This window comes from Halomarina pelagica, assembly GCF_024228315.1.
In the GTDB taxonomy this organism is placed as follows: Archaea; Halobacteriota; Halobacteria; order Halobacteriales; family Haloarculaceae; genus Halomarina; species Halomarina pelagica.
Map to the genome: position 1 here is coordinate 2,222,170 of NZ_CP100454.1, position 14,917 is coordinate 2,237,086.

Here is a 14,917-nt window from a genome sequence, read left to right on the forward strand (position 1 = left end):
ACGTGACAGTCATCGCGGGGCGCTTCGCGGGTGCGCGACGCCACGCCCCGCGAACCAGCCCCGCCGTGGCGTCGCCTGCACGCCCACCTTTTGCTGCGCTCGGCGGCTTCGCTCGCTCCCTGGCAAAAGCCGGATCAAAACCCTCCTCACCCCCTCGCTTCGCTCGGGGGTTCGTCACCGGAACGCACCGCGTTCCGGTTGGCTCACGAGAGTTTCACTCTCGTGAACGTCGGTCCGCTCGCTCGTTGCACTCGCTCGCGGTGCAACGCGCCGGCGCGAGCGGCGGCGATGAGTGGAAACGCTGGCCGTCGTCGCCCCGCCCGCTTCGTTCACCGTGCGTCGTCGAGCAGCGGGCTCTCCAGGTCGCCCTCGCGGACCAGCCGCTCGACGTACTTCGCGATCACGTCTACCTCCAGGTGGATCGGATCGCCGACCTCCTTCGCCGAGAGGTTCGTCAGATCGTAGGTCGCGGGGATGATCGCGACGGCGAACTCGCCCGCCTCCCCGTCGAGTTCGGCGATCGTGAGCGAGATGCCATCCACCGTGATCGACCCCTTCTCGACGACGTAGCGGGCGAGCGACGCGGGCAGCGAGAAGCCGAAGGTCCAGTCGTCGCCCACGCGCTCGATCCGGGTCACCTCGCCCGTCCCGTCGACGTGTCCCTGCACGAGGTGGCCGTCGAAGCGCCCGTCCGCGGGCATCGCGCGCTCGAGGTTCACGCGGTCGCCCACCGCCACCCCGTCGAGGTACGTCCGGTCGAGGGTCTCCCGCGAGAGGAATAGCTCGAACGAGTCCGCGTCGCGGTCCTCGACCGTCAGACAGGCCCCGCTGACGCTGATGCTCTCGCCGCGATCCAGATCGCCGGTGAAGCCGCTCGCGACTCGGATGCGCTTTCCCCCCTCGTCCGACTCGACGCCGACGACCTCGCCCGTCTCCTCGACGATTCCGGTGAACATGTCGTCCGCTTGGCGGTCGCACGTCCAAAGCGTTGCCATCCCGACTCGCGATCCGTCGCCGGACTCGGCGCGTGTGCGCGGCGGGCGGAACTAAAGATACTTGTCGGAGCGTCGATACCATCCGGACGAACGTGACCGCCAAAGACCCCAGCGGTCCCGGTCGATGGTTGAACGACGAACGTGCCGTTCGCCGTCGGGAGGACTCCGACGGGATCGGCCGGTTGCTCACCGGAATCGGGTACTACGGCCTCGGACAGCTGTGTCTCCTCGCCTGGCCGATGATCTACCTGATCTATCAGGCACCGCTGGCGTTCGTCGAGGCCAAGGCCGCCGCGGCCGTCTCGTTCGGGCTGGTGCCGTTCCTCGTCGGGCTCTTTCGAGGGCGGTACGTCGCGGTCGGACGCCCCTGGCCGGCTCTCACCGCCAACACGCTCGGGACCGACGCGGGGTACGGCGCGTATCTCACGCGCTCTGTGTACCTGTCGTGCACCCTCGGGTTGGCGACCTACGCCGGGACGGCGGTGCACGTGCTCGCCGGCTCCTGGGTGCTGAACGTCCTCGTCGCCGCGGGCATCACCGTCGGCGGGATCGCCCTGCTCCCGTATCTCTCGACCGGATCGACCGAGGCGCGAGTGGCGCGGGGCGGCTACTACGCGCTCTCGCTCGCGGTCGTCGCCGTCGGAGCCGCGCCGCTCGATACGTCCGTCGGCGACCCCATCCTCGGGCCGGCGCTGTTCGCGCTCCTGGTCGGGCTGGCGCTGCTCGACCTCCGGCCGCTGCCCGGTACCGGCGACGGCCGGACGCCGTGAGGGCGGTGACGGACCCGACGCGCATCGCTGGCTTTTATCCCCACGCCGCGTACCACCGGGCATGGCACGCGGCATCATCGGAACGCTCCAGTTGGCCGTCACGGTCGCGTTCGCCGCGCCGATCGCGCTGCTGGGGCTCTCCTTCCTCCGCTCGGGCGAGACACTGCTCGGGGCGGGCTTCGTCGCGTTCGCGGTGCTGATGCTCCTCGTCGAGGAGTACCTCACCACGCCGCAGGACGTGCCCGCGAAGGTCGCAGAGAAGGCGGTCGGGACGGTGCTCCCCGACGAGGACGACCCGGACTAGACCGTCGCCAGCGGTTCCTGCGCGTCGTCGATGAGCTGATCGAGCGGCGCGCCGGTCGGTTCGTTGTGGAGCAGCACGTCGATGGGGAGCGTCGGTGCGCCGTCGACGAGGTTCTCCATGAGGACGAGCCGTTCCCGGGCGCGGGACATGCCGACGTAGAAGACGCGGCGCTCGTTGTCGGTGAGCGTCGGCACGGGGTCGGTCGTCTTGCTGAACGCGCCGTCGCCGGGGACCTCGATGCCCTCGTCCTCGATGGTCGCCGCCATCTGCTCTACGACCTTCTCGGTGAGGTCGGTGGCGACGAAGACGTGGTCCGCCTCGCGCCCCTTCGCGGAGTGGATGGTGCCGAGGCGGACGCGCGAGCGGTCGACGTCCTGGTAGTCCCCCCCGAAGTACGCCTTGATCGAACGCTTCTGGTAGTTGGTGACCTTCCGCACCATGTCGGCGGCGCTCGCCCGACCGGGCGTGAACGGCGCGTGGTCCTTCACGAAGTCGGGGGCGACCTCGAGGTCCGTGAGGTCCTCGACGCCCTCCGCGTCCTGCAGGTCGTCGAGGGCGTCGTAGAGGTCGTCCCGTTCGCCGGTGCCGAAGGCGGCGCTGTCGAGCATCTCGGCGAGGCGGCGCACCTGGAGCCCGTCGACCGGCTCGCCGTCCTCGATGGCCTCGACGGCGCGGACGTAGTCGGTGAGGCGGTCGGTCCACATCCGCTGGTCCGTGAGCGCCCGGAAGGGGATGCCCTCCCCGATGAACTCATCGATGAACTGGTACATCTGGTAGCGCGCGCGGAACAGCACCATCACGCTCCCCTCCTCGTCGGTCTCGATCGTGTGGCGGATGTTGCGCACGAGGTCGAGCATCGAGGGGTTCCGGACGGCCTCGACGGCCCCGCCCTCCTTGCGGGGGAGGAAGTCCTTCTCCTGGCGCTCGGTGACGTGGGCGATCTCGTGGTTGACCACGTTGAGGATGCGCGAGGGGAGCCGATAGGAGGTGTCGAGGATGACGTCCTCGCCGACCTCGTTGAGCAGCAGGTGTGGATCCGCGCCCTGCCAGGCGTAGACGACCTGGTCGTCGTCGCCCGCGATCAGGACGCGCTTCATGTGCGCCTTCCACTCGTCGTAGACCTCGTACTGGAGCGTGGTGATGTCCTGGAACTCGTCGATGACGAGGTAGTCGACGTTCGGCAGCAGCGAGCGCTGCTTGACTCGCTCGAGCATGTCCGCGAAGCCGACGAGGCCGTTGTCGCCCTTGTAGGCCCGCCACGCACGGATGGCTTCGGGCACGTCGAGGCGGTCGTCGCCGCTCGACCACGTCGGGGTGTACTTGTTGCCGGTCTGCGCGTTCGGGTCGACGTCCGGGGGGAGTCGCACCGTCTCGACGTCCCACTGGAACGGCACGTCGTACCAGTCGGCCACGTCGCGGCGCGTCCGCTGGAGCCACTGGCTCGTGGCGATGATCTTGTTCCCCATCGTGGTCGAGCGCGAGGAGCGCCGCCGCGAGGCCTCGTACTCGTCCTCGTACTCGAGCCCGTAGTCCTCACAGAACTCCTTCTTGTGCTTCTCGCCGACCACGTCCCCGCGCGAGAGGTCGAGCAACTGGTAGGCCTTCGCGTGCATCGTGCAGACGTTGCCGCGGAGCGAGCGCGGGTTGCGGTCGAGGCGCTCGGCCAGTCGCTCGCGGATCTCCGCGGCGGCCGCCCGGGTGTACGAGACGACGAGCACGTCGTCGACCTCGACACCCTCCTCCTCGAGCAGCGAATCGACGCGGTCGAGAAGCGCCGTCGTCTTCCCGCAGCCCGGCCCGCCGAACAGCCGGGTAACCTGCGTGTCGGTCATTGAAGCCACGAACGGTCCCCTCCAGTATAAGTCACGTGAATTCGGGAAGGAAACGAAACGGTCCGTCGATCGCCGGTCGCCGATCGACGGCTACGGCGACCACCCGCAGACGGTACACTGCGTGGCGGACATGTCGTGGAGACCACCGCATTCGGGACACTGCTTCTTGTTATAGTCCTGCTCCCAACTCGGCCGCTCGGTCGCGTGACCACGCTGTGACAGGAACTCGTCGAACAGGTCGGTGTCTGCGGTTGCCATACAGGTCATGGTATGGCACACCACGGCAATAAAAGTACTGGCGATTCCCGTCGATCGAGACTGTGCTGACGTGGACTACGGACCGTCCCGCCGCCGGTCAGGCGACGAAGAAGATGAGCACGCTCACCGCGACGACGACGAGGATGAACGCGGCGGCGAGCGCGCCGCCCATCGAGATCATCGCGTTGGCGTGGCTGGCGAGCGTCTCGGTCCGATCGTTGCCGAAGACCGTCACCTCGGCGCGCTCGACGGCCATCCCCGCCTCGACCGGCTCCAGGTCGGCCAGCGCGTCCGAGACGAGGTCGGTGACGAGCGATTCGAGTTCGTCGTGCGGGAGGGCCGCGCCCACCTGGTTGTCCGCCTTGACGGTGTTGACGATGTGGGTGTCGGTCGTCATCACCTCGACCAGTTCGACGTCCGCCTCGGCGAGCACCGCGTCCACCAGACGGTCGCGCAGCCCCGGTTCCATGTTGTTCCCGTCGACGAGGACGTACGCCGTCCGCTGGTCGCCGACCTCGACGCACGCGACGCGAACGCCGAGCGGACCGATGCCCTCCTGGGGCGTCCACCGGGTGCGGTCCCACGCGACGCCGAGGCGGACCGGCCCCTGCTCCGCGGCGGCGAGGCGGCGACCCGCCTCGCCCGCGGCCTGGATCATCGAGAACGAGCGACGGCTCCCGGGGGTGACGTGTCCGAGGTCCTCCCCGTCGAGCCCGTCGTTGCTGTTGTGCGCGTCGACGAGCATCACGTCGTCGAGACCGGTGGTACGCGCCTCGGCGGCCGCGGAGAGGCCGACGGCGTACTCGATGTCGTCGGCGAACGCCGGGGCGTAGGTCGCCACGAGCAGGGCGTCGTCGCCGAAGGCCTGACCGAGGATCGACACCTCCCCGTCGCGCGTTCGGACGCTCTCGCTCGCCGTCGTCGCGTACTCGATGCGCTCGTGGGCGCGCGTCGCCGCCTCGACGACGGCGTCCACCTCGCGCTCGGTGACGAGGTTGAAGTCGTGCCCGGCGGTCGCGTGCGGGGGGAAGGCCATCCCCTCGGAACTCGCCGCGACGCGGGCCGGGAGGTTCCCGCCGCCGATCTCGCCCATCGGACCGGGGTGGATCATCGGGAGGACGAACCGGGCCTTCTCGACGCCGTCCTCGATCCGACGGAACGAGAGGACGGTGACCGGCACGATGGCCTCCTCGCCCAGCTGCTCGAAGAAGTCCTCGAGTTCGCGGGTGCCCTCGGCGATGTGGCCGATGAACCCCCGGACGAAGTCGAGGACGCTGACGCCCAGCCCGCGCTTCCAGGGCGTGTCGATGATCACGACGAACAGCCACGCCGCCCCGCCGTAGAGGAGGCACATCACCCCGAGCAGGAGGAAGTCCTGCGGGACGACGATCGACAGCGCCTCGGGGGCGCGCTCCGGTCGCGAGAGGTACGACCGGAAGATCGGCCCGCCGATCTCGAGGTAGGTCATCGTCCCGCTGTAGACGAACAGCAGGAGCGCCGCCGCGAGCGTCTGGATGCTTGCGGGGACGGCCGCGACGAGCAGCGACTTGCGCGAGACGGCCATCACGACCAGCAACCGGACGGCGAAGACGCTCGCCAGCGCGACCAGCAGCGCGTCGAAGACGAACTGCTGTCCGAGGGGGGTGAGGATGGCGACGACGCCGGCGACGGTCATCACCGCGACGGTGACGAGTTCGCAGAACAGCGCGAGCAGGGAGGCGCGGTTCGGCGTCAACTGCCCGTCGAGGCGACGGTCGACCCACGGCGTGAGCACGCTCGCCGCGACGGTCGGAATGCCGATGAAGAAGACCCCCTGCCAGGCGTCCTCCAGGACGTAGCGCGAGTCGAACGCCGCGATGCCGGTGAGTGCCGCGATGAGGAGCGAGAACCCGACGCTCGCGTACCAGTTCGGCGCGCGGAAGATGAACCGCGAGAGATCCGCGAGGTCGCCCTGATTCGTGGTCATCGTCCGGTGCGGGCTCTCTCAGTCCTCACATCGCGCGAGGAAGTTCTCGAACACCGCCTCGCCCTCCGCCGTGTGGGCGACCTCGGGGTGCCACTGCACGCCGTAGAGGTCGCGCTCGGGGTCGCCCATCGCCTCGATGCCGCAGACGTCGCTGCGGGCCGTGAGGCGGAACCCCGGCGGCAGTTCCTTCACCTCGTCGGCGTGGCTCGCCCAGACGCGCGTCTCGGGGGCGAGCGAGCCGACGAGCGGGTCGTCCTCGTCCACGATCTCGACGGTCACGTCGGCGTAGCCGCCGTAGTCACCGCTCCCGACGCGCCCACCGAGCGCGTCGGCGATCACCTGCATGCCGAGACAGATGCCGAGCACGGGAACGCCGAGGTCGAGGTACTCCGCGCTGTGGCCCGCCCGGTCGATGTCGGGGCCGCCGGAGAGCACGACGCCGTCGGCGTCGACCTCGGCTGCGGGGGTGGCGTTGTCGACCAGCGCGACGTCCACCCCCATGTCGCGGAGCGCGCGCTGCTCGAGATGGGTGAACTGCCCGTGGTTGTCCACCACGACGATGCGGGTCATTGCTGGCACCTACGGCGGTACCCCGATAAAAACCTCCGGAAACCGTCTCTCGGTACGTGCGGGCGGATCGTCTCCCAGCGGCCGGGAGAGCGGCGAACGGATCGGTTCGGCCGACCGACCGTCCTCCCCGCCGGACCGTCCAGACCTGCACAAGCAGGACGTACACTTATCTGGGTGGATAGGTTAGTCCCGCTGTCCGAGCGGTTCACCCCGGACCGACGCGATCTCCGGGGTCCGGGGGCACTCCTGGTCATGGCAAACACCGAACACGAAACGCGAGCGATCGACTCTCTCGAAGAACTGGGCCTGCGGGAGTACGAGGCGAAGTGCTTCGTCGCGCTGTCGCAGCTCTCCGAGGGGACGGCGAAGGAGGTAAGCAAGGTCGCGGGCGTCCCGCGCTCTCGGGTGTACGACTCGCTCGACCAGTTGCGCGAACGCGGGCTGGTCGACGTCCGTGGGTCGAACCCCCGGGTCTATCGGGGGACGCCGACCGACACGGCGATCCGGACGCTCCGGAACGAGTTCAGCGCGCACATCGAGACGGTCAGCGACAGCCTCGCCGAACTCCAGGTGTCGCCCCAGCGGCGGAACGACGAGTGCTGGACCGTCACCGGCGAGGAGAACGTCACCGAACGCGGCCGTCAGCTCGTCGATGACGCCGACCGGGAGGTCGTCGTGGTCGTCCAGGACGACGAGCGCGTCGTCGCCCGCTCGACGTCGTGGATCCGCGCCGCGCTCGATCGCGGGGTGACGACCTTCGTCCAGGTGCCCTCGGCGGAGGTCCGCGACCGGATCGAACAGCTGGTCCCCGGCGCGCAGGTGTTCGTCACCGACCGGTCGCCAGACGGCGGCGGCGTCGGTCGCACCCTCCTCGTCGACGACGACTCGGTGCTGCTGAGCAGTATCGACGACGAGACCGCCGCCGGTGGAATGGAGACGGCGATCCTGGGCACCGGCGGCCTCGGGTCGCGCCTCGGGTCGCTCGTTCGCGGGGGGTCCGCGTCGACCCGACGGCTCACCGACCTCTCCGAGTCGATCCTCGCCGACCCGGGCGAGCGGTTCTCCGACGACTGATACTGTCTGACCGGGTTACAGCGCCGTCGGATCGAACGGGGCCGTCTCGCCCCGCCACTCCTCGCGCTCGTTCTCCGCTCGCGTGTCCAGGTACACCTCGACGCCGTTTCCGTCGGGGTCGGAGAAGTAGAGCGCCTTGCTGATGCCGTGATCTACCGGCGACACCCGGACGCCGCGTTCGCGGAGCGTCTCGTAGACGCCCCGCAGAGCCGCCGCGTCGGGCACCTCCCAGGCGGCGTGGTAGAGACCGACGCCGCGGCCGGGGGGCGCGGCGTGCGACCCGAGCGCCTGCAGCGCGAGGTCGTGGTGGTGCTCGCCGAACGAGAGGAACGCGAAGTTCCCCTGCCGCTCGCTGACCGAGAGGCCGAGGACAGCCTCGTAGAAGCCGACGGCGCGGTCGAGGTCGCGAACCTTCAGGTGGACGTGGCCGAGGTGGCTCGCGCTCGCCGAATCCGCTGAATCCATGCGATCACTTGGCAGGGGGAGACAAAAGCGTTCGCGTCGGGCGGTCGTTCAGCGGTCCTCGGGGATCGCGCCCAGTTGCTTCATCATGCCGAGCGCGTCGTCGTGGACCCACCGCTCCGCGATCTTTCCGTCCTCGATGTGATCGACGATCGCGCCCGTCACCTCGATGCGCTTCCCCGTCGCCTCGACGCCGCGGAGTTCGCCCTCGACCGTCCCGCGCGTCGTGAACCGCGTCGCGACGCGATCCCCGTCGCCGAACATCTCCTCGACGGTCATCTCGAAGTCGGGGACCGCCTCGCGGTACTCCTCGATCAGGTGCCGGTAGCCCTCGGGTCCCCGTATCTCCTCGTCCACCATCGGATTGTGGTAGACGAAGTCCTCGGCGACGAGGTCGGGGATCGCGTCCGTGTCGTCGCCGTTCCAGATCTCCTCGACGTCGCGCCGGACGACGTCCATGTTGTCTCGAGTTGTCACTGCCATCTCTCTCTCACCCCGGTACTCCATCGCGAGCACGGGAAATAGCTATTCTCGCGGATCCCCCCGACAGTACCGGGGCGAGTACGCTCCCGGCGTCGGGCGGGCTACGCCTCGGGGTCGTCGCGCCCGCCGTGATCGTCGCACCCGCCGTGATCGTCGCGTTCGTTGCGATCGCCGCGACCCTCGTGCCCGCCGCCATCGAGTCGACTGTCGTCGGTCGGTTCGACCCGCTCGCCGGCAGTCGAGAAGGCGAACTCCGCGAGTTCGCGTCCCCGGCGCTCCTCGCGCGCGGCCAGGGCCTCCGGATCGGGCGCGGCGTCGTCGTCGACGCGCGCCCACGAGGCGTGGACCTTCGCGTGACACCACCGACAGAGGGTGACCGTGATCTCGTGGGAGAGATGGGACTCGTCGCGGTAGGAGAGGTGGTGCTCCTCCAGCAGCGGGCGCGCCCGATCGTGGGCCATGCGGACCTCCTCGAGTCCGCAGCGGGCGCACTCGCGCGCACGTCCCCGACGGCGCATGTGCGGGCAGTCGCGCCACTCCCAGCACCCCTCGGCGACGGGGCAGGCGTAGTCGTCGCGCTGGCGCGCCTCCGCGAAGCGCGGGTCGGCCTCGGGGCGCTCGAACGCGAACCGACAGCGCCCGTCGTCGGTGAGGTGGTCGCACCGCTCGACGAACTCGTAGGGGTCGTCCACGCCGACCGACGATCCGGCGGGCGTCTTCTCCATGGGCGGGATTGCGCGCCCTCCGATTTCAACGTTCGCGGAAGTATCGAAGGGAGTGTACGTTCGCGGTGTCGCCGCGCGGCGTGCCGCGTCGCGGCTCGACCGTTACCGGCCCCTCGCCTCGCCGGGGCCGGGGCCGGGCTCGGTACCGTCTCCGGGCCCGTTGCCGTTCCCGCGTCCCTTTCCAGTCCGTCGGAACTCGACCTCGAAGTCGTAGGGGACGGTGCCGGTGTCGCCCGGCGGGGCGGCCCACGTCGCGGAGACGACGATCTCCTCGAAGTTACCGTTGCGGAGGAACCTGTCCAGTTCCTCCGCGTCGCCCTCGTCGAACGTCCGCATGTCGAGTTGCTGGACGCGGTAGTTGCCGTTGTTCATCACGCCGACGAGGGTGAACTGGTACTCGACGTAGTCCTCGCGCACCTCCCGGAGGCTCCGGAAGGGCGCGACGCTCGACCCGTCGTAGCTGACATTCGTGCCCGACACGGCGACGTCGCGCACGTACCAGCCCTCGTTCGCGACCGCCCAGTCGGTCTGATAGCGGAAGGCGACGAGCACCTCCTGGCCCGCGTACGCCGAGAGGTCGAACTCCTCGGTCACCCACGAGCCGTTCGTGCTCCCGGTGAAGCCGGGGACGTTCGCCGCAACGTCGGGGTGCGCACCGTCGGCGAGTTCGGTGGACGTGTTCCCGTTCGCGAGGCTGGTCCACGTCTCGCCGCCGTCGGTCGAGACCTGCACGAAGCCGTAGTCCCACGCCCGCTCGATGTCGTAGTAGGTCTCGAACCCGAGCGTCGGGTCCTCGACGTTCGTCAGGTGGGCCTCGAAGATGGCGCGGTTGTCGAGGAGGTCCCCCCGCCCGCTGTAGAGGACGGTGTCGCCCGAGCCGGTCGGGTCGGCCGCGGTCGTCCACCTCGTCCCGGTGAAGTCGATGCCGTTGATCGTGACGCCGGCGACCGGTCCCTCGCCCGCGGCGTCGACGGTGGTGTGAGAGGCACCCCACGCGGCGGCCTCCCGGTCCGGATCGCTCGTGTTCACGTCGAGGTCGATGGTGCGGAACTCGTAGCGTGGCTTACTGGCGCGGCCCATCCCGTCCGCGACGGTCGCCGTCGAGAAGTCCTGGTAGAGCGAGTAGAAGTCCCCCTCGTGACCCTCCGCCTCGAGCACGCCCTCGACGCTCGCGATGCCGTTTTGGTCGTCGCGGGCGATCGCCCGGATCGCGTCCTCGCCGTACTGCTCGTAGAGGTACAGCTGGAAGAGGTAGGCGTGGCCGTAATCCGCGAGGACGTTGATCGCGCCCTCGTCCTCCCACTCGACCAGCGAGTTGTCCGGGCTGGCCTCGAAGGCGCTGACGTGCCCCTCGGGGTGGCCGTAGCCGACCGCGTACTCCGCGAAGTCGGAGAGCCCCTCGTTCACCCACGTCGTCTCGTCGGCGTCCAGGTCGCCGTGGACGAGGTGCTGGTACTCGTGGGCGAAGGTGCCCTCGACGAGGTGCGGGACGTTCCGCTCGTCGCCCGGCTCCTTCCACGGGGCGTCGGGACCGCCCGCGCGGTGCTGCCAGTCGTAGGCGTCGACCGTCACGACGTTGCGGTCGGTGTACCGCTGGATGGTCGGCGAGTAGAACCCGGCGACGTAGTTCGGGTAGTCCGCGTCGTAGTAGTTCTCGTCGCGGACGTTGTCGACGAGGACGACCGAGCGCCCCTCGCCGTCAGTCCGCCAGTAGTTCTCCGGTAGGCCGAGCGCCTCGTCGAGCGCCTCGGTCCCGTTGCGCGGCGCGGGCGTTCCGAACAGCTCGCTCTCGGTCGGGTAGATGTTCGAGTCGAACTCCTCGGCGAGGTAGTCGAGTTGCGCGTCGGTCACCCGCGGCGTAGAGCGCGGGTCGTCGGACGGCCACGAGAGGTCCTCGGCGACCCAGATCTCGACCTCCTCGCCCACCTCTCGGAGGGTGAACTCCTTGAAGTAGTACCCGCCGCTGGCGTAGTCGAGCGCGAGGAAGTACTTCGTCTGGCCCTCCTGTGCGGCGGTCGATCCGGTCCCGCCGCCCGATCCGGCGGCGCTCGCTCCGTCGCCGCTCGCGCCCGCCGCGTCGCCGGGTAGCGTGTCGGCGTCGACGGGGAGCCGCGTGTCGTTCGGGGTCACCTCCGTCGGGCGGTACTCGATGGGTTCTTCGGCGGGGTCGGTCGCGGCGACCGACGCGGAACCGTTCTCGGTGGACGGGTCCGCCACCCCGGCGACACCCCCCGTCCACGCGGTCGCGGTCGATACCACGACCAGGACTGTCAGTACGATGGTACGGATTCGCATCCGAGAACGATTCACCTGCTCGACGACTTAATGTTTCCGATACCAAATTATTATATTCCACACAGGAACGGTGTGTCGATCGGTACGCGACATCGTTTTGGTAGCGGCCCGCTCTCGGAGGGACGTGCGCGTCGTACACGACTCGGGACGGGTGCTCGCGACCGAGGTCGAGCGGGCGGAGGGGTTACTCTCGCAGGGACGGGGGTTGATGTTCCGGCGCTCGATCCCGGACGACTACGCGCTCGTCTTCCCGTTCGGTCGGCAGGCTCGGCGGGGCATCCACACGCTCTGCGTCCCCTTCCCGCTCGACGTCTGCTGGCTCTGCGACGACGTGGTGCAGCGGACGGCGACGCTCGCACCGTGGCGCGGCTACGGCCGGGCGATCGCCGACGCCGTCGTGGAGTTCCCGGCGGGTACGCTCGACGGCGTGGAACGGGGGGACAGAATTCGGATCGAGTGAGCGAGGACCCCGAAGCGCGTTCGGAACGGTGTCACCCTCGCGCGACGGGAGCCGAGGTGGTGGGGATCGGGGGATCGATCAGTCGTCGCTGACGGCCTTCGTCTCCTCCGCGTCGTCCCTGGCGGTCCCGGCCGCTTCGGCGATCTCGTAGAGGTTCTGGCGTGCGTCGGCGAAGTAGACGTCCTCGTCGACGACGTCGATGGATTCGAGCCGTTCGAGCGCGTACCGCACGGTCCTGGCCGAGAGCATCGACTCCTCGACGATACCCTTCTGGGTCAGCGGCCCGTTGTACTCGAGCACCTTGTACACCAGCTTCGCACTCGGCGGTAGGTCCGTTATCCCCTCGGCAGTAGTGTCGCTCATCAGTGGGCGGAAAGACACGTCCACGGCGCATAAAGCTTGAGGGGTTCTTCCGGTTCCGGACACACCCGCCGGTATCCGCGCCGCGGGTGCACCGCCGCGAGCGCCGTCGGAGTCGACCGACGCACCAGCGGGCCAACCGAACGGCTTTTGCGCGCGGGCGGTCGACGCATGGACATGGCAACCGACACCGTCGAGCGACGACGCGCCCACGTGCGGGGCCTCACGGTCACCGCCCTGGCCGCGGTCGCGGGACTCCTCTCCGGCGTCGCCGGGAGCGTCGTCGCCTCCGGTCCGCAGGACGTCCTGTCGGCGTCGGTCCTTCTCGTCGCCATCGCCGTGCAGATCCCCCTGCTTCGCGTCACCGGCGTCGTCGATGAGTTCTCCGGGAAGGACTACCTCTACGTCGCCTTCATGACGTTCGCCTTCTGGTTCGTCAGTCTGACCGTCCTCTACACCGCGGGAGTCAGCTTCTGATGGCGGAGGACAGCATCGCGGTCGTCGATCTCGACCGCTGTTCGCCGGACCGCTGTAACTACGAGTGCGCCAACTACTGCCCACCCAATCGGACGGGCAAGGAGTGCATCACGACCCGCGGCGACGCGGCGAAGGAGGGCAAGATAGCGGGCGATCCCGACCAGGTACGTATCTCCGAGGAGATCTGTCTCGGCGAGTCCTGTGGCATCTGCGTGGTGAAGTGCCCGTTCGACGCCATCGAGATCATCAACCTCCCGCAGGAACTCGACGAGGAACCCGTCCACCGCTACGGCGAGAACGCCTTCTCGCTGTACGGCCTGCCCGCCCCGCAGGACGGGAAGGTGACGGGCATCCTCGGCCCGAACGGGATCGGGAAGACGACCGCCGTCCGCATCCTCGCCGAGGAGATCACCCCCAACCTCGGCGACTACGACACCGAACCGAGCTGGGAGGCGGCCATCGACCGCTTCCGCGGCACCGAACTCCAGAACTACCTGGAGGCGATGCGCGACAGCGACATCGCCGTCGCGCGAAAGCCACAGTACGTCGACAAGATCCCCGATCAGTTCGACGGCAACACCCGCCAGCTGCTCGATTCGACCGACGAACGCGGCGTCGTCGACGACCTCGTCGAGCGACTCGGGATCGGGCCGGTCGTCGACCAGCCCATCGACACGCTCTCCGGCGGCGAACTCCAGCGCGTCGCGCTCGCCGCCACGCTCGCCCGCGACGCCGACTTCTACTTCCTCGACGAGATCACGCCCTACCTCGACATCGGCCAGCGCGTCGCCGCCGCGCGGCTCATCCGCGACCTGGCGGAGGCGGGCGACCGCTCGATGCTCGTCGTGGAGCACGACCTCGCCGTCCTCGACCTGCTCGCGGACTCGCTCAACGTCGCCTACGGCGAACCAGGGGCGTTCGGCGTCATCACGCCCCCGAAGTCCACCAGACAGGGGATCAACGAGTACCTCGCGGGCTACCTGGAGGCGCAGAACATGCGCATCCGTCCGGAGGCCATCGAGTTCGAGCGACACGCGCCGCGCGCCGCGCGCAGGGGCGAGGTGCTCGTCGAGTACCCAGCGCTCACCAAGAGCTACGGCGACGGCGAGTTCACCCTGGAGGTCGAGGCCGGCGCGATCCACGAGAACGAGGTGCTCGGCGTGGTCGGCCCGAACGGGATCGGGAAGTCCACCTTCGCGAAGCTCCTCACCGGGCGACTGGAGCCCACCGAGGGCGAACTCGACGCGCGACTCGACATCTCCTACAAGCCTCAGTACGTCGAGATCGACCAGCCGATGCGCGTCGACGCGTTCCTCGCGTCGATCACCGACGACTTCGGCTCGTCGTACTGGGAGACGGAGATCGCGGGACCGCTCCAGCTGGAGCGGATCATGGAGCAGAACCTCCCCGACCTCTCGGGCGGCGAGCGCCAGCGCGTCGCCATCGCGGCCTGCCTCTCGAAGGACGCCGACCTCTACCTGCTCGACGAGCCGTCGGCGCACCTCGACGTGGAACAGCGCGTGCTCGCCACGCGCGCCATCCGCCGCTACACGGAGAACCACGACGCGACGGCGCTCGTCATCGACCACGACATCTACATGATCGACCTCCTCGCGGATCGCCTGATGGTCTTCGACGGCGAACCGGCGATCCGCGGCGAGACGAGCCCCCCCGTCGGCATGCGCGAGGGGATGAACCGCTTCCTCGGCAACCTCGACATCACCTTCCGCCGCGATCAGCGCACGAGTCGCCCGCGGATCAACAAGCCCGGGTCGCAGCTCGACCGCGAGCAGAAGCGGGCGGGCGAGTACTACTACGCCCCCGAACGCGACGACGAGTAGGGCGGGGAGGCTCACACCGGGGGTACGTTTAACCCCGGCGCTCGA

General features: G+C 69.1%; 16 protein-coding genes. 6 read left to right on the plus strand and 10 right to left on the minus strand.

Features of this window, described 5'->3' with window-relative positions; translation table 11 throughout:
• Positions 1-329: 329 nt before the first annotated feature.
• Complete coding sequence (locus NKI68_RS11500) at positions 330-956, minus strand: riboflavin synthase (RefSeq protein ID WP_254543210.1); 627 nt, start codon at positions 954-956, stop codon at positions 330-332.
• A gap of 131 nt (positions 957-1,087) precedes the next feature.
• Here NKI68_RS11500 and NKI68_RS11505 point away from each other — a divergent pair, with 131 nt between their 5' ends.
• Both NKI68_RS11505 and NKI68_RS11510 read left to right on the plus strand, forming a co-directional pair.
• Complete coding sequence (locus tag NKI68_RS11505) at positions 1,088-1,765, plus strand: DUF8215 family protein (protein ID WP_254543211.1); 678 nt, start codon at positions 1,088-1,090, stop codon at positions 1,763-1,765.
• Positions 1,766-1,826: 61 nt separating this feature from the next.
• Positions 1,827-2,069 (plus strand): DUF7533 family protein, encoded by a 243-nt coding sequence (locus tag NKI68_RS11510; RefSeq protein ID WP_254543212.1) that lies wholly within the window; start codon positions 1,827-1,829, stop codon positions 2,067-2,069.
• Here NKI68_RS11510 and NKI68_RS11515 read toward each other — a convergent pair.
• The 4 genes from NKI68_RS11515 to NKI68_RS11530 form a co-directional block, all read right to left on the minus strand.
• Entirely contained in the window at positions 2,066-3,901 is a 1,836-nt protein-coding gene (locus NKI68_RS11515; RefSeq protein ID WP_254543213.1) for a UvrD-helicase domain-containing protein, read from the minus strand. The two genes, NKI68_RS11510 and NKI68_RS11515, sit on opposite strands and share 4 nt — an antisense overlap.
• Positions 3,902-3,991: 90 nt before the next feature.
• A complete protein-coding gene (locus NKI68_RS11520) occupies positions 3,992-4,159 on the minus strand; it encodes an HVO_0416 family zinc finger protein (protein WP_254543214.1) in 168 nt (55 codons plus the stop codon).
• 97 nt (positions 4,160-4,256) lie between these two features.
• Entirely contained in the window at positions 4,257-6,125 is a 1,869-nt protein-coding gene (locus NKI68_RS11525; RefSeq protein WP_254543215.1) for a DUF2070 family protein, read from the minus strand.
• A gap of 18 nt (positions 6,126-6,143) precedes the next feature.
• On the minus strand, positions 6,144-6,695 hold the full coding sequence (locus NKI68_RS11530) for a GMP synthase subunit A (RefSeq protein ID WP_254543216.1): 552 nt from the start codon (positions 6,693-6,695) through the stop codon (positions 6,144-6,146).
• Positions 6,696-6,947: 252 nt separating this feature from the next.
• Between NKI68_RS11530 and NKI68_RS11535 the strand changes: the two genes are divergently transcribed.
• Entirely contained in the window at positions 6,948-7,769 is an 822-nt protein-coding gene (locus NKI68_RS11535; protein WP_254543218.1) for a TrmB family transcriptional regulator, read from the plus strand.
• Positions 7,770-7,784: 15 nt separating this feature from the next.
• Here NKI68_RS11535 and NKI68_RS11540 read toward each other — a convergent pair whose 3' ends face one another.
• From NKI68_RS11540 to NKI68_RS11555, 4 genes are all read right to left on the minus strand, one after another.
• Complete coding sequence (locus NKI68_RS11540) at positions 7,785-8,234, minus strand: VOC family protein (protein WP_254543219.1); 450 nt, start codon at positions 8,232-8,234, stop codon at positions 7,785-7,787.
• A 48-nt stretch (positions 8,235-8,282) separates the two neighbouring features.
• Complete coding sequence (locus NKI68_RS11545) at positions 8,283-8,714, minus strand: ester cyclase (protein ID WP_254543220.1); 432 nt, start codon at positions 8,712-8,714, stop codon at positions 8,283-8,285.
• A gap of 101 nt (positions 8,715-8,815) precedes the next feature.
• On the minus strand, positions 8,816-9,439 hold the full coding sequence (locus tag NKI68_RS11550; RefSeq protein WP_254543222.1) for a DUF7097 family protein: 624 nt from the start codon (positions 9,437-9,439) through the stop codon (positions 8,816-8,818).
• Positions 9,440-9,541: 102 nt separating this feature from the next.
• Positions 9,542-11,734 carry a M6 family metallopeptidase gene (locus tag NKI68_RS11555; RefSeq protein WP_254543223.1) on the minus strand — a complete coding sequence of 731 codons (2,193 nt, stop codon included), beginning with the start codon at positions 11,732-11,734 and terminating at the stop codon, positions 9,542-9,544.
• Between the two features lie 124 nt (positions 11,735-11,858).
• Here NKI68_RS11555 and NKI68_RS11560 point away from each other — a divergent pair, with 124 nt between their 5' ends.
• Positions 11,859-12,194, plus strand: coding sequence for a DUF192 domain-containing protein (locus NKI68_RS11560; protein WP_254543224.1), 336 nt, complete (start codon positions 11,859-11,861; stop codon positions 12,192-12,194).
• Between the two features lie 78 nt (positions 12,195-12,272).
• Here NKI68_RS11560 and NKI68_RS11565 read toward each other — a convergent pair whose 3' ends face one another.
• Positions 12,273-12,557 (minus strand): ArsR family transcriptional regulator, encoded by a 285-nt coding sequence (locus tag NKI68_RS11565; protein WP_254543225.1) that lies wholly within the window; start codon positions 12,555-12,557, stop codon positions 12,273-12,275.
• A 174-nt stretch (positions 12,558-12,731) separates the two neighbouring features.
• On the opposite strand from NKI68_RS11565, the gene NKI68_RS11570 reads away from it, so the two are divergent.
• Positions 12,732-13,031, plus strand: a complete 300-nt coding sequence (locus NKI68_RS11570; RefSeq protein ID WP_254543226.1) for an EMC6-like membrane protein — start codon at positions 12,732-12,734, stop codon at positions 13,029-13,031.
• Complete coding sequence (locus tag NKI68_RS11575) at positions 13,031-14,872, plus strand: ribosome biogenesis/translation initiation ATPase RLI (protein WP_254543227.1); 1,842 nt, start codon at positions 13,031-13,033, stop codon at positions 14,870-14,872. The genes NKI68_RS11570 and NKI68_RS11575 overlap by 1 nt, the downstream gene beginning before the upstream one ends.
• Positions 14,873-14,917: the final 45 nt, after the last annotated feature.

Bases quoted from the DNA above. Each gene is read 5' to 3' on its own strand.
- NKI68_RS11520 (WP_254543214.1), bottom strand. From the start codon at position 4,159: ATGGCAACCGCAGACACCGACCTGTTCGACGAGTTCCTGTCACAGCGT.
- NKI68_RS11535 (WP_254543218.1), top strand. From the start codon at position 6,948: ATGGCAAACACCGAACACGAAACGCGAGCGATCGACTCTCTCGAAGAA.
- NKI68_RS11565 (WP_254543225.1), bottom strand. From the start codon at position 12,557: ATGAGCGACACTACTGCCGAGGGGATAACGGACCTACCGCCGAGTGCG.
- NKI68_RS11500 (WP_254543210.1), bottom strand. From the start codon at position 956: ATGTTCACCGGAATCGTCGAGGAGACGGGCGAGGTCGTCGGCGTCGAG.
- NKI68_RS11530 (WP_254543216.1), bottom strand. From the start codon at position 6,695: ATGACCCGCATCGTCGTGGTGGACAACCACGGGCAGTTCACCCATCTC.
- NKI68_RS11570 (WP_254543226.1), top strand. From the start codon at position 12,732: ATGGCAACCGACACCGTCGAGCGACGACGCGCCCACGTGCGGGGCCTC.
- NKI68_RS11550 (WP_254543222.1), bottom strand. From the start codon at position 9,439: ATGGAGAAGACGCCCGCCGGATCGTCGGTCGGCGTGGACGACCCCTAC.
- NKI68_RS11555 (WP_254543223.1), bottom strand. From the start codon at position 11,734: ATGCGAATCCGTACCATCGTACTGACAGTCCTGGTCGTGGTATCGACC.
- NKI68_RS11540 (WP_254543219.1), bottom strand. From the start codon at position 8,234: ATGGATTCAGCGGATTCGGCGAGCGCGAGCCACCTCGGCCACGTCCAC.
- NKI68_RS11525 (WP_254543215.1), bottom strand. From the start codon at position 6,125: ATGACCACGAATCAGGGCGACCTCGCGGATCTCTCGCGGTTCATCTTC.
- NKI68_RS11515 (WP_254543213.1), bottom strand. From the start codon at position 3,901: ATGACCGACACGCAGGTTACCCGGCTGTTCGGCGGGCCGGGCTGCGGG.
- NKI68_RS11575 (WP_254543227.1), top strand. From the start codon at position 13,031: ATGGCGGAGGACAGCATCGCGGTCGTCGATCTCGACCGCTGTTCGCCG.
- NKI68_RS11510 (WP_254543212.1), top strand. From the start codon at position 1,827: ATGGCACGCGGCATCATCGGAACGCTCCAGTTGGCCGTCACGGTCGCG.
- NKI68_RS11545 (WP_254543220.1), bottom strand. From the start codon at position 8,714: ATGGCAGTGACAACTCGAGACAACATGGACGTCGTCCGGCGCGACGTC.